The 13,616-nt window shown below is 60.6% G+C and carries 10 protein-coding genes and 2 rRNA genes; 4 read left to right on the top strand and 8 right to left on the bottom strand.

Translation table 11 applies throughout. From position 1 onward, the window contains the following. The 3 genes from GT753_RS20255 to GT753_RS20245 form a co-directional block, all read left to right on the top strand. Positions 1 to 108, top strand: a 23S ribosomal RNA gene (locus GT753_RS20255); the annotation flags it as partial. Positions 109 to 207: 99 nt separating this feature from the next. Further along, a 5S ribosomal RNA gene (gene rrf / locus GT753_RS20250) occupies positions 208 to 323 on the top strand. Positions 324 to 581: 258 nt separating this feature from the next. Continuing rightward, on the top strand, positions 582 to 1,892 hold the full coding sequence (locus tag GT753_RS20245; protein ID WP_076741034.1) for an MFS family transporter: 1,311 nt from the start codon (positions 582 to 584) through the stop codon (positions 1,890 to 1,892). A gap of 36 nt (positions 1,893 to 1,928) precedes the next feature. Here the strand turns inward: GT753_RS20245 and pssA are convergent, their stop codons facing one another. From pssA to trxC, 4 genes are all read right to left on the bottom strand, one after another. Continuing rightward, positions 1,929 to 3,284: a CDP-diacylglycerol--serine O-phosphatidyltransferase gene (pssA, locus tag GT753_RS20240; protein ID WP_076741035.1), complete on the bottom strand. Its 1,356-nt coding sequence runs from the start codon at positions 3,282 to 3,284 to the stop codon at positions 1,929 to 1,931. A 152-nt stretch (positions 3,285 to 3,436) separates the two neighbouring features. Beyond that, complete coding sequence (locus GT753_RS20235; protein WP_160125891.1) at positions 3,437 to 6,085, bottom strand: bifunctional acetate--CoA ligase family protein/GNAT family N-acetyltransferase; 2,649 nt, start codon at positions 6,083 to 6,085, stop codon at positions 3,437 to 3,439. Between the two features lie 42 nt (positions 6,086 to 6,127). Continuing rightward, positions 6,128 to 6,823: a tRNA-uridine aminocarboxypropyltransferase gene (locus tag GT753_RS20230; protein ID WP_049187045.1), complete on the bottom strand. Its 696-nt coding sequence runs from the start codon at positions 6,821 to 6,823 to the stop codon at positions 6,128 to 6,130. Positions 6,824 to 6,936: 113 nt separating this feature from the next. Then, positions 6,937 to 7,356: a thioredoxin TrxC gene (gene trxC / locus GT753_RS20225; protein ID WP_004928868.1), complete on the bottom strand. Its 420-nt coding sequence runs from the start codon at positions 7,354 to 7,356 to the stop codon at positions 6,937 to 6,939. A 207-nt stretch (positions 7,357 to 7,563) separates the two neighbouring features. Between trxC and GT753_RS20220 the strand changes: the two genes are divergently transcribed. Further along, on the top strand, positions 7,564 to 8,652 hold the full coding sequence (locus GT753_RS20220; RefSeq protein WP_015378876.1) for a tRNA/rRNA methyltransferase: 1,089 nt from the start codon (positions 7,564 to 7,566) through the stop codon (positions 8,650 to 8,652). Between the two features lie 58 nt (positions 8,653 to 8,710). Here GT753_RS20220 and emrB read toward each other — a convergent pair whose 3' ends face one another. The 4 genes from emrB to mprA are packed head-to-tail and all read right to left on the bottom strand — an operon-like array spanning position 8,711 to position 13,461. Continuing rightward, entirely contained in the window at positions 8,711 to 10,252 is a 1,542-nt protein-coding gene (gene emrB / locus GT753_RS20215; RefSeq protein WP_161800767.1) for a multidrug efflux MFS transporter permease subunit EmrB, read from the bottom strand. 14 nt (positions 10,253 to 10,266) lie between these two features. Continuing rightward, entirely contained in the window at positions 10,267 to 11,439 is a 1,173-nt protein-coding gene (emrA, locus tag GT753_RS20210) for a multidrug efflux MFS transporter periplasmic adaptor subunit EmrA (protein WP_015378875.1), read from the bottom strand. A gap of 23 nt (positions 11,440 to 11,462) precedes the next feature. Beyond that, positions 11,463 to 12,914, bottom strand: coding sequence for an efflux transporter outer membrane subunit (locus tag GT753_RS20205; protein WP_044030614.1), 1,452 nt, complete (start codon positions 12,912 to 12,914; stop codon positions 11,463 to 11,465). 28 nt (positions 12,915 to 12,942) lie between these two features. Further along, on the bottom strand, positions 12,943 to 13,461 hold the full coding sequence (gene mprA / locus GT753_RS20200) for a transcriptional repressor MprA (RefSeq protein ID WP_004928879.1): 519 nt from the start codon (positions 13,459 to 13,461) through the stop codon (positions 12,943 to 12,945). Positions 13,462 to 13,616: the final 155 nt, after the last annotated feature.

Here is a 13,616-nt window from a genome sequence, read left to right as displayed (position 1 = left end):
TTAAGGCCCCTGAAGGAACGTTTAAGACTAAGACGTTGATAGGCTGGGTGTGTAAGTGCAGCGATGCATTGAGCTAACCAGTACTAATGATCCGTGAGGCTTAACCTTACAACACCGAAGGTGTTTTTAGAGAGATTTTCAGCGAAGTTCCGAGATTGGTTCTGATGGCGACACGAGAGTGAAGCGGTTGGAATGAAACAGAATTTGCCTGGCGGCAATAGCGCGGTGGTCCCACCTGACCCCATGCCGAACTCAGAAGTGAAACGCCGTAGCGCCGATGGTAGTGTGGGGTCTCCCCATGCGAGAGTAGGACACTGCCAGGCATCAAATAAAGCCGAAAGCCCTGAACTGACGTTCAGGGCTTTTTGCTATGGGAAAAATGGAAAATCCCCGTTGTAATCCGCTTCAGCTTTCATCGTACTGTTTAATATTCATCACAAAACCAACGCATTGTTTCTCTGAATGTCAGATATTCTTCGTCCGCTATTAAGTTTGGCTGTTAACTTATAAATAACAATAAAGTAACAACCAGGGCGGCAGGAAGCCGAATTTCATCATTGCTATGGCTCGGAGAAAATATCATGACAGAAACAACCTCGGCTCTTGGGGATGAGCACGGCGTCGAACAGGGGGCGCTGGATAACAAGAAACGCATTTTCGCTATCGTCGGAGCTTCATCAGGCAATCTGGTGGAGTGGTTTGATTTTTACGTTTATTCCTTCTGTTCCATTTACTTTGCCGCCTCGTTCTTTCCGGCGGGCAACAGCACCACGCAGCTGTTGCAAACCGCCGGGGTATTCGCCGCCGGCTTCTTTATGCGGCCGATCGGCGGCTGGCTGTTCGGCTATATTGCCGACAAGCATGGCAGAAAAAACTCCATGCTGCTTTCAGTCTGCATGATGTGCGCCGGATCGCTGGTGATCGCCTGCCTGCCGACGTATGAATCGATCGGCAGCTGGGCGCCAGCGTTGCTGCTGATCGCCCGCCTGTTCCAGGGGTTGTCGGTGGGCGGCGAGTATGGCACCAGCGCCACCTACATGAGCGAGGTGGCGATCAAGGGGCGGCGTGGCTTCTACGCCTCGTTTCAGTATGTCACGCTGATCGGCGGGCAACTGTTGGCGCTGCTGGTCCTGGTGATCCTGCAGCAGATATTGCCCGCTGAAGAGCTGAAAGCCTGGGGATGGCGCATTCCGTTTGCCCTGGGGGCCGTGTTGGCGATAGTCGCGCTGTACCTGCGCCGTTCGCTGAATGAAACCTCCGATGCGAAGACGCGTAACCACGAGGATGCCGGTTCGCTGACGGGGCTGTGGAAAAATCGCAAGGCGTTCCTGATGGTGCTGGGCTTTACCGCCGCCGGTTCACTGACCTTTTACACCTTCACCACCTACATGCAGAAATACCTGGTGAACACCGCCGGTATGGACGCCAAGCTGGCCAGCGCCATCATGACCGTCGCGCTGTTCGTCTTTATGCTGCTGCAGCCAGCGGTAGGCGCGTTTTCGGACAAAATCGGCCGTCGCAGCTCGATGCTGATCTTCTCAGCCTTCGCCACGGTGTTGACGGTGCCGATCCTGTTCGCTCTGAAAGAGGTGACCAACCCCTTTATGGCGTTTGGCCTGATCGTGCTGGCGCTGTTCATCATCAGTTTTTACACCGCGATCAGCGGGCTGCTTAAAGCCGAAATGTTCCCGCCGGAGGTGCGCGCGTTAGGGGTGGGCTTGTCTTATGCGGTGGCGAACGCCATGTTCGGCGGCTCGGCGGAATATGTCGCGCTGTCGCTTAAATCGTTTGGCGTGGAGAACGCTTTCTTCTGGTATGTCTCCGGCATGTGCCTGCTGGCGTTGCTGGTTTCACTCCGACTGCATCGCAAAGGCAAGGAGATACAGCTGTAATAAAAACCCCGGCCTTGGCCGGGGTCAGCATACCGCTTACAGGATACGGCTAATCAGCCGATCGATGCGGATGCGGCGCAGACGGCGAATCAGCTTGCGCACCTTGATCGGGTACTGCTGAATGCTTTGCAGCTCCTGATAGTGGCCGACCACGGTGGTGTGGGTGCGGATGCATTCCAGCTCTTTCTGCCGTTGCTCGCGCAGCTCTTGCTTGGGATCGTGGATCAGAATGGCGTTTTCCAGATCCAGCCGCCAGGCGCGCGGGTTGAGGTTATTGCCGGTAATCAGCTGCCACTCTTCGTCTACCCACATGCCTTTCAGGTGATAGCTGTTATCGCCATCCTTCCACAGCCGCACGATCAGTTGGCCGGTGTCGATGTAACGCTGCAAGCGGCTCAGGAAGCGGCGCAGGTTGATCTCATACAGGTAGGGCAGCGCGCCGATGATTTTGAACGGCTGGTCTTCAGGAATATAGAAGTCGTTGGCGGTTTTATCGCCGACGATGATTTCCACCTGCTTACCCTGTCGCAGCAGATAAATGATGTTGCGCACCAGCAGCGCCGGCAGGTTGAAGTAGGGGGTACAGAGCGTCAGTTTCTGGTCGGCGCACGACATCAAGTGATGAATGGTTTTATTCAGCACGCTTTGTTTGCCTAGCCCAACCATCGGCGTCACCGCCAGCTCATCGTTGCCGGCTTTGCCGCGGAAGTGATAACCGGCGCGGCGCAGGGCGAAACGGAACAGACGGGTCTCGTTTTTGATCTCCGGGCTTTTCGGCCGATCGCTGCGATCCAGGCGTTGTACTGCGCCGGCAGTGAGCAGATGCTGCTTGATGTAATCGATCAGGGTATCGGCCAGCACGCCGTTGGTGATCAGCTGGTAGCGATCGTAACGGTATTTCTCATGCTGATGCAGATAAACGTCGTTAATGCTGGCGCCGCTGTAGATCACGGTATCGTCGACCACAAAGCCCTTCAGATGCAATACGCCCAGCGCTTCGCGGGTATTGACCGGCACGCCGTAGATCGGTACCGACTGTTCCGGATGTTGGCTGGCCATGGCGCAGTACCAGTCGGCGTTGGTATTGGCGGCGGCGGCGCCGATGCGCCCACGCTGTGCGCGGTGCCAGTCGACCAGTACGCAGATTTCCAGCTCGGGCCGCCGCTGTTTGGCTTGATACAACGCATTGAGGATCTCGCGCCCGGCGTCGTCATGCTCCAGATACAGGGCCACCAGATAGATGCGTTGGGTGGCGTTGGCGATGGCGTCCAGCAGCGTGGTGCGAAAATCGGACGGCGCGTACAACGTACGAACATCAGCAACCGTCTGGGGGAGTTTGGGCAGTTGTGCAAGGTGTTGTTGATGTTTGCTACGTTTAAATTTTGACAACATCACAGTGCGTTTCTTCTCTCATGATTGATGGCCAGAACGCCACAGGCATAAAAACAATAAACCGAATAATCGGGCGATAATACCATTAGTTGCCCCGATTGTGCGTATGTTTTGGCGTTAAGTGGTGGATTCGTAGCGCATTGCGACGCAGGTCACTGCGCGCCGTCGGCCCGCAGCGGCAGCGTCAGATTGACGATGCCGTCCTCAAGCTGCACCTCGATGCCAAAGCCCAGCCGCTGAGCCAGTGCGATCATGCCGCGGTTATTCGGCATGGTGATGCCGCTCAGACGGGTCAGGCCATGAGCGCGCGCATAGGCGATCATTTTCTCCAGCAATTGACGCCCCAGGCCCAGGCCTTTCAGGTCGGAACGCACCAGCACGGCGAATTCGGCGTCGGTGTTGTCCGGATCGGACAGCGCGCGGGTCACGCCGATGATCTCTTCTGCGCGCACCGCCACAAAGGCCATTTCTCGATCGTAGTCGATCTGCGTCATGTTGGCCAAATCGTCATGGGTAAACTCATTGATCTCGCTGAAGTAGCGATAATAGAGATCTTCCTTGGTCACCCGGTCGATGAAATGCTTCAGCGCCGGTTCGTCTTCCGGCAGGATCGGGCGGAACAGGCACTGGCTGCCGTCTTTCAACGCGATGGTCTCTTCCAGCTCATGCGGATAAGGGCGGATCGCCAGCCGCGCCTGCGGATCGCCGCTGAACGGCGCGAGCTGCATCGAAACGTCCAGCAGGGTGAATTCGCTGCCGGAAGCCAGCACCGGGTGAATATCCAGCCGGGCGATCTCCGGGCAGTCAAGGATCAGGTTGGAAACCTGCACCAGCAAGCGGCTCAGCCCGGGGATATCTAAAGGCCGCAGTGCGCTGCGCCCGCGGATCTTGCCGCCTTTCACCGCCTGCAGCACCAGATAACGCGCCAGCGCCATATTCAACGGCGGCAGCGCGACCGCCACCTGATTTTCCTGGCGCCACTCTACGCCGCCTTCGCCCAGCATGATCAGCGGGCCGAAAATGGCATCCTGCTCCACGGCGATGCGCAGCTCCTGGGCGCCGGCGCGGTTGGCCATGCTCTGCACCAACAGGCCGTGGATGCGCGCCTGAGGATAGGTACGCTTCACGCGGTCGAGGATCGCCTCCGCCGCGCGCTGCACTTCGGTCGCGGTGCGCAGGTAAAGCATCACGCCCTGAACTTCCGACTTGTGCGGGATATCCGGCGAGCGCAGCTTCAGCGCCACCGGGTAGCCGATCTGCTCGGCAATGTGCACCGCTTCGGCGCTGTCTTCGGCGATCCAGGTCGGCAGGGTGCTCAGGTCATAAGCCTGCAGAATGGATTGCACCTCGTGGGTATCCAACTGGGTGGCACCTTCGGCCAGCGCCTGATGGATCAGGCGGTGGGCGTCGGCGGTATTGGCGGTCAGGCCGACCGGCAGCGCCGGCGTCTCCTTCAGCTGCTTCTGGTTGCGGCGGTATTCCACCATATGCATAAAAGCGGTCACAGCGCCTTCCGGCGTGCGATAGGTGGGAATGGCGGCCTCGGTAAACAGCCGGCGCGCCTCTTGAGAAGAGTATTCGCCGCACCAGTTGGTCAGCAAGGTGATGCGTTTGCCGCGCGCATGGCGGTGCAGCGCGTCGATCAGCCGCTGCGCCGTGGCGGTGCCCGGCGCCGCCGCGCTCGGCGCATGGATCAGCAGCAGCGCGTCATAGTCGTGGCTGTCGAGCAGCGCTTCAAGAGCCGCCAGGTAGCGCTGCGGCGTGGCGTCGTCGCGCAGATCGAGCGGGTTGCCGGCGCGAATGAAATCCGGCAGCGCGTCGCTCAGCGTTGCCAGGCTCTCCTCGCTCAGCGTCGCCAGCTTGCCGTTGCGCCCGAGCAGCTCGTCCAGCGCCATCGCCGCCGGCGCCGCTCCGTTGCTGACGATCATCAGCCGTTCGCCGCGCAGCGGATGCATATGGCTGAGGGTTTCCACCGCCGAGAACAGCTCATGGGTATCCTGCACGCGCAGCAGACCGGCGCGCTGGATGGCGGCGTCGTAAGCGGCGTCCAGCCCTTGCTGGCTGTTGAGCAGTAATTGCGCCTGTTGGCTGCGGCCGCTTTTGATCACCAGAATGGGCTTATTGCGTGAGGCGCTGCGCGAGGCAGAGAGAAAGCGCCGTGCGTCGCTGATGTTTTCCAGATACAGCAGGATGGCGCTGGTCTTGCCGTCGCGCGCCAAAAAGTCGAGTAGATCGTCGACGTCGATATCCAGGCTGTCGCCCAGCGCAATGAAATAGGAGAAGCCGACTTCGCGCTGCTGCGCCCAGTCGAGAATGGTGTTGGCGACGGCGGCGGACTGCGAGATAAACGCCAGCTTGCCTTTTTGGATCGGCACCGGCGAGAAGCTGGCGTTAATGCCCTGCCACGGCGCCAGCAGTCCCAGACTGTTGGGGCCCAGCAGCCGCATGGCGTAGCGCTGCGCGCAGGCTTTCAGCTCGGCGAACTGTTCTGGCGGTGAAGAGAGCACGATGGCGGTTTTACAGCCGCGCTGCCCCAGCGCGTCGAGCAGCGCCAGATTACGCTTGGCGTGGGTGCAGATGATCGCCAGATCCGGCGTCAGCGGCAGGCTGGCGACGTCGGGATAGGCCATGACGCCGCATACCGCCTTGTAGCGCGGCGTCACCGGCAGGATGGGGCCGCCGAAACCGCCGGCCAGCAGGTTGCTCATCATCAGGTTGCCGGCGCGGCCCGGCTGCTGCGAAGCGCCCAGCACGGCGATCGATTTGGGACGTAGTAGCGCTTCTAACCCTCGCTGGCTCATGCACGGCTCCTTTTGGCAACGTTACGCCTGATTTTAGGCGCTTTATGGCTGCATTGCTGTGACCGGTGCCTCCGGCCGGGTCGGTTTTCCCGCCAGATACTGTTGACGGAAATAGCGAAAATGCTGATTCAACCCTTCGGCGGCCGGCAGATCGCCCGCCTGTTGCAGCAGGGCGGCGGCCACTTCCGCCGTGCAGTGTTGCTCGGCGCGGCTGGCTTCGCGCAGCTGGTAGTCCGATGCGGCGTCGACGTTGAGGGAAAACACCGGGAATTGATTGAGATACGGGCTTTTACGGAACATTTTGCGCGCCTCCGCCCAGGTACCGTCCAGCATGATGAACAGCGGCGGTTTGCCGCCGACGGGCAGCGCGCTGAACACCGGCCGTTCGGCGTCGGCGTAGGACGCGGGGAACACCACATAAGGCTGCCGTGTCGGATCGTTGATGGCCGCCAGCAGGGCGGGATCGACCTCGGTGCGCGACCAGAGGAACGCCTGGGTGTCCGGCAGGATATCGGCGATCAGGCGGCCGGTGTTGCTGGGCTTGAGCGGCTCGGCGCCGAACATGATCAGGCAGAAACGGCTGCCGGCCTGCTGTGGGCGAATGGTGTCGCACAGGCAGTTTTTATGCGGCAGCAGGCAACCCTGACAACGCGCCACCCGGCAACCGCGCGCCAAAAAAGGGCGGGTGGCGCGGTCTAAACGGAATTGGCGCAGGCGAAGTACGGCGTTGTCGGTCATAACGATCCTGGGGAAAAACCGCTATTGTAACGCAGAAAAAAGCCCGCCGGGAGGGGCGGGCTAGATCGGGGGCGTTCGCGCGCAATGGCGGGATACGGCCTATACTTGCCGAATCACACTAACTCGTTGAGCCAGTTGTCAAACGGCGCTTTCGGCATCGCGCCGTTGAGCATGTCGACCATCTTGCCCTGACGGAACACCATGATGGTCGGGATGCTGCGGATGCGGAAACGGGCGCTCAGCTCCGGCTCGGCTTCGGTGTTCACTTTCACGAAGCGCACTTTGCCGGCGCGCTCTTCGGCCACGTCTTCAAAGATCGGCGCAAAGCTGCGGCACGGGCCGCACCACGGCGCCCAGAAATCGACCACGACCGGCAGATCGTCCTGCAGCAACTGGTCCAGCGTGGCGGCGGTGGCGTTGATCACTTCACCGTCGAAGAGCTCATGGCCGCAGCGGCCGCATTTCGCATTGTCCGCCAGACGTTCTTCCGGCACGCGGTTGGTGGCATTGCAAGCTGCACAAACTGTATTCATGTTGACCTCGGGTACAGAGAAAGCATGGTCCCCGCAACGCGGTTGCGGAGATGTTTCTTTAATGCTGACAATTATCGGCAAAACCCGGCGCGTGAACAATGAGGTTTGTTCAATGGATGTGATAGTTGGGAGCTTTTAGCGCAAGTTGGTGGCTTCGTGCACCAACATCAGGTAATCTTCGCGCCCTGCGCGTTGGTGGAGAAGACAATGAACGATTCATTTAGTGGCAAGAACGGTAAAGTCAAAGTGATGTACGTCCGCAGTGACGACGACAACGGCGACGACCGTAACAAGAATAAACGTCCGGCCGGCAAAGGCCGTCCGGCTGACGGTGCGCGATCGGGCCGCACCGGTCAAGACAAGGCGCGCGGCGGCAACGATCGCCGCGGCGCCGACTCCCGCCGCAGTGAAAGCGATCGTCCTCGCCGTCCGGCGCGCTCTGAAGATCGCGGTGGCAATGAGTCGCCGTGGAGAACCGTCTCGCGCGCGCCGAATGAAGAGCCGGCGTTCGATCATGGCGGCATCAGCGGCAAAAGCTTTATCGATCCTGAGCAGCTGCGCCGCCAGCGCGCGGAAGAAACCCGCGTTTACGGTGAAAACGCCTGTCAGGCGCTGTTCGCCAGCCGTCCGGAAGCGATCGTGCGCGCCTGGTTCGTGCAGTCGGTCACCCCGCGCTTCCGCGAAGCGCTGCGCTGGATGGCGGCTAACCGCAAAGCTTACCACGTGGTGGATGAAGAAGAACTGGCCAAGGCTTCCGGCACCGAGCACCACGGCGGCGTCTGCTTCCTGATCAAAAAGCGTCAGGGCCTGGATGCGCAGACCTACCTGAAAAGCGCGCCGGCGACCGACTGCGTATTGGCGCTGGAAGAAGTGGGCAACCCGCATAACCTGGGCGCCATCGTTCGTTCTTGCGCCCACTTCGGCGTCAACGGCGTGCTGCTGCAGGATCCGGCGCTGCTGGAATCCGGCGCGGCGGTGCGCACCGCAGAAGGCGGCGCGGAGCACATCAAGGCGATCAACGCCGATGATTTCCTGTCGGTGCTGGATACCTTCCGCAAGGCGGGTTACACCATCGTCACCACCTCCAGCCACAAAGGCACCGCGCTGGCGCAGGCCAAGCTGCCGGCCAAGATGGTGCTGGTGCTGGGCCAGGAACGCGACGGTCTGAGCGACAGCGCCTGGCAGCAGGGCGATATGAACGTGTCCATCGGCGGCACCGGCAAGGTGGAAAGCCTGAACGTTTCCGTGGCGACCGGCATTCTGCTGGCGGACTGGTGGCGTCAGAATCAGGCGTAATTTTCTACGTCGGATAAAAAAACGGGCGCCCCAGGGCGCCCGTTTCGTTTATTGAAGCTTAGTGAGCGCCGCCGCCCCCGCCGCCGCCGGAGCTGAATGGCGGTTTCGCCACCCACACCAGCACCAGCAACACCAGGAACACCCCGGCCGACAGCCAGAATATCTCGTTGGCGGAGATGATCAGGCCCTGCGCGGTGATCTCGTTGGCGATATACGCCGACGCCTGCTGCTTGCTCATGCCGAGCTGCTCCAGTTGCCGGTACATCTCCTGCGACTGCGGGTTGTACGGGTTGACGAACTCCGTCAGTTGCGAATGGTGCTGCGATTCGCGCTGCGTCCACAGGGTGGTGGTGATCGAGGTACCGATCGAGCCCGCCAGCGTTCGCGTGAAGTTCGACAGGCTCGATGCCGCCGCCATGCGTTCCGGCGGTAGGCCGGACAGCGTGATGGTGGTCAACGGCATGAAGAAGCAGGCGATGGCGAAGCCCTGAACGAACTGTGGCCAGGCGGATGCGCCGAAGTCCATGCCCGGTTCAAACGTATAGGCGCGCCAGTAGAAGCACACGGCATACATGATGAAGCTGAAGGTCACCAGCCGGCGCATGTCGAGCCGGTTGCCGAACTTGCCGATGATCGGCGACAGCAACACTGGGATCAGCCCGACCGGCGCCGACGCCAGCCCCGCCCAGGTGGCGGTATAGCCGTACACCTCTTGCAACAGCTGCGGCAGCAGCACGATGGCGCCGAAGTACAGCATGTACGCCAGACTGATGCACAGGCAGCCGATGGTGAAGTTGCGCGACTTGAACAGCGACAGATCCACCACCGGATGGTCGTCCGTCAGCTCCCACACCACCAGGAACAGCAGCGCCACCACCGCCACGACGGTGAGCGTGATGATCTCGGTCGAGTTGAACCAGTCCAGCTCCTTGCCCTGATCGAGCATGATCTGCAGAGAACCGATGCCGACGATCAGCAATACCAGGCCGACGGTGTCGATCGGTTTGATCTCGGTTTTGGTTTCCCGCCCCTTCAACGTCGCCATCGCCGCCACGATCACGAAGACGCCGATCGGGATGTTGATGAAGAAGATCCAGCCCCAATGGTAGTTGTCGCTGATGTAGCCGCCGAGGATCGGCCCGAAGATTGGCGCGACGATAACGGTCATCGACCACAGCGCCAGGGCCATCGCTCGCTTGGCGGGCGGGTAGTTGTTCAACAACAAACTCTGCGACAGCGGGATCAGTGGCCCGGCCACCACGCCCTGGATCACGCGGAAGAAGATCAGCATGCCAAGGCTGTTGGAGATGCCGCACAGCCAGGAGGCGATGGCGAACAGCGCGGTGGACCAAAGGAACAGCCGCACTTCGCCGAAACGCTTCGCCAGCCAGCCGGTGATCGGAATCGAGATGGCGTTCGCCACGCCGAACGAGGTGATCACCCAGGTGCCCTGCGAGTTGGAAGACCCGAGGTTACCGGAAATGGTGGGGATCGCCACGTTGGCGATGGTGGAGTCCAGCACCTGCATGAAGGTCGCCATGGCGAGCGCGACCGTCATCCAGGCAAGCTGGGCACCTTCAAGCGGTTTCTGTGGCAAGATGGCCTCCCGCGCGCTTAGCCGGCGTTCGCATGGATCACGTCGGCGATCAGCTGGTTAACCGGCGCCAGATTCAACGCCAGCGCGTCGCTCTGATACAGCGGTTTGTCGCGCACCACGTCGGCCAGCACGCGGCCGTCCAAATTGGCGGTGTCGACGGTCACCAGCGTCGAAAGACCGATGCGCAGCGGATGATCGGCCACCTGCTTGGCGTCGAGCTCAATACGCACCGGCAGGCGTTGCACCACCTTGATCCAGTTGCCGGTGGCGTTTTGCGCCGGCAGCAGCGAGAAGGCGCTGCCGGTGCCCATGTCGATACCGGCCACTTTGCCCTGATACACCACGTCGTCGCCGTAGACGTCGCTGACCACCGTCGCCGGCTGGCCGATGCGCATATTGGCGATCTGCGTTTCCTTGAAGTTGGCGTCAACCCAGATGTGATCGGCCGGCACTACCGCCATCAGCGGCGAACCGGCGGCGATCTGCGCGCCGACCTGCACGCTGCGGCGCGAGACATAGCCGGTAATCGGGCTGATCACTTTGGTACGCTGCAGCGCCAGCCAGGCGTCGCGCATCTGCGCGGCGGCTTGCTGGATCGCCGGCTGCTGTTCCAGCGGGGTGTTCAGCACCATCGCCTGGTTGGCATTGTATTGCTGCACCGCCACTTCCAGCGCGGCTTTGGCGCTGTCGACCGCATCGCGAGCGTGTTGCAGCTCTTCGCGGCCGATGGCGTCAACGCTGCCCAGCACCACGCGGCGTTTCAGATCGTTCTCGGCCTTGCTCAGATCGGTCTTGCGCAGGGCGATGTTGGCCTGATACTGCTTGCTGTTGATGATCAGCTGGTGGGTCTGACGCACGCTGTTGGCCAGGCCGGTTTTGGCGCGTTCAAACGCCTGCTCGGCATCGGTCGGATCGAGCGTCAGCAGCACGTCGCCCTGCTTGACGTAGTCGGTGTTGTCGAAGTTGACGCTGTTCACGCTGCCGGACACCTGGGCCATGATCTGCACCTGGTTGCCGGAGACGTAGGCGTCGTCGGTTTCCTGGTGATGACGCAGCACCAGGAACCAATACACTAAATAAGCCACCCCTATAACAATGAAAATAACCGTCAGCAACAGCAGCCAAAATTTGCGCTGCTTCTTTTTGCCGCTCGGCTGCTGCGGGTTTTGGGTTTCCGCGCTTGCGCTCATGGTGTTCTCCAAGCCTTATATTATTATGCTTTCGAATCCGCTGCGGCCGGGGCCTGATAGCCACCGCCCAACGCGCGGATCAGTCCTATCTTCGCCTGCAGTAAATTGCTGCTGGCATTCAACTCCGCCTGTTGCTGCTGCAATAGCTGCGTCTGGCTGGTCAACAGATCGTCGCGCCCGATAATCCCTGCCTGGTAACGGGCGTTGGCGACCTGATACACCTGTTGCATCGACTGGGCCGCGGACGCCGCCTGCAGTTGCTGCTGCGCAGAACTCTGCTGGATGGTGATGGCGTCGGCGGTTTCCTGTACCGCATTCAGGATGGTTTGGTTGTAGGATTCCACCGCTTCGTCATACAGCGCGGATTCCTCGCCCAGCTTGCTGCGCAGGGCCCCGGCGTGGAAGATCGGCAGCGAGATCGCCGGCATCACGTTCCAGGCCTGGCTGGCCGCTTCAAACAGATTCGGGCTGGTGCCACTGGTATTGGTGGTCATCAGGCCGGCGAAGGCTGAAATGGTCAGGCTGGGGTAAAACTCTTTACGCGCGGCGCTGACGCGCTGGTTGTAAGACTCCACCAGCTGGCGTTGCGCGGCGATGTCCGGGCGTTTGCCCAGCAGATCCGCCGTCAGCTCGCCCTGCGGCGCCATCAGGTTGTCTGCGGGCAAAGGCACCTGACGCAGGTGCTGCATGGCGTTCGGGCCCTGGCCCGCCAGCGCGGCGAGCTGGTGTCTGAGCTGTTCGATTTGCGACTGCAGCTGCAGAATTTGCTGTTTGGCGACGTCGGACTGCGCCTGGGTTTGTTGCGGCACGTCGACGCCGGTCAGGCCGGCCTGATAGCGCTGTTGGCGCAGCGCGGTCAGGCGCTCGTTGTTGTTCACTTCCTGCTGCAGCAGCTTCTCCAGCGCGAGATTGCTCTGCAGCTGGTAGTAGGCGGACGCCACCGAACTGGTCAGCGTCAGCGCCGCCTGTTCCTGCTCGGCGCGCGCTGCGTTCACTTGCGCCTTGGCGGCGTTCACCTGGTTGCGGTATTTACCCCACCAGTCGAACTCGTACGCCAGGTTCAACCCCAGCGAGTTGGAGCTTGAATAGATCGGCTTATGCGGATACCCCAGCCCCATATTGACGTTCTGCGGCACACGCTGGCGCTGGGTGCTGGCGTTCAGATCCAGGTTCGGCCCGTTGGCGGCGCTGGCTTCGCCCACCACGCTCTGCGCTTCGCGCACGCGGGCGGCGGCCTGACGCAGGGTCGGCGAACTTTGCAGCGTCTGCGTCATCAGGGCGTCCAGCTGCGGATCCTTGAGGGCGCGCCACCACTGCGGGCTGACGGCCAGCGAACTGACTTTCGGCTGAGCCAACTGCAGGCTCTGCGGATCCATCAGCGTGGATTGCGGGGCAATATTATCGGTCGAAGCACACCCGGCCAGCAGCAACACGGCGAACAGCGGGGTGAATCTCCAGTGAAATGGGGATCGCATAAGTAGGTACCTGAACAGAAATTGTGAATTAGGGTAACTGTTCTGTGATTTCCATTTGATCCAGACGTGCCAGCAATTTGCGCGTCAGCTGTTCCAGCTGTTTTTGCTCATCGTCGGTCAGCGTGGACCACAGGAAATGCAGACATTGGTGCTGCGGCGGCAGCAGTTGACTGAGAAATTCTTCCCCCTGCGGCGTCAGATGCAGATGCAGGCAGCGGCGATCGTTGTCGCTTTCCCGGCGTTCGATCCAGCCGCGCTTCTCCAGCTCGTCGGCGATGCGGGTTGCATTGGTGCGCGAGGAGCCCAGGGCAGAGCTTAGCTCAGAAGGTTGGATGCTGTGGCTTTCCTGCGCATCCAGGGTAATCAGCGCCATAAACAGTGTTTCGTTAATCCCCTGCGCTTTCAGCATCTTATTGCGGTTTTCCAGCAGCTTGCCTTGCATGTGCATGCACAGGCGGGTCAGCAGGATTTCCTGATAAGGGAAATCTTTCTGCCGCGTGGCGCGGAAATTCAGCATTTGTTCTATGGGGGCAAACGAGCTTTCCATAATTTAGGGCCTCATTAATTTCGTTCGAGATAGTAACGACGGTGACAAATAATGTAAATGTTCAGCCGTGCGGATAATTTAGCAATTCGTGTCATTTGTCAGTGTTTGTAAAGATGTGGCGCCTGAAAACGCCAATGTGAAGCCAAACGATCGGG

The organism is Serratia sp. Z4, assembly GCF_009900725.1.
Classification (GTDB): Bacteria; Pseudomonadota; Gammaproteobacteria; order Enterobacterales; family Enterobacteriaceae; genus Serratia; species Serratia nematodiphila.
This window is presented reverse-complemented; position numbering and strand designations above follow the sequence as displayed.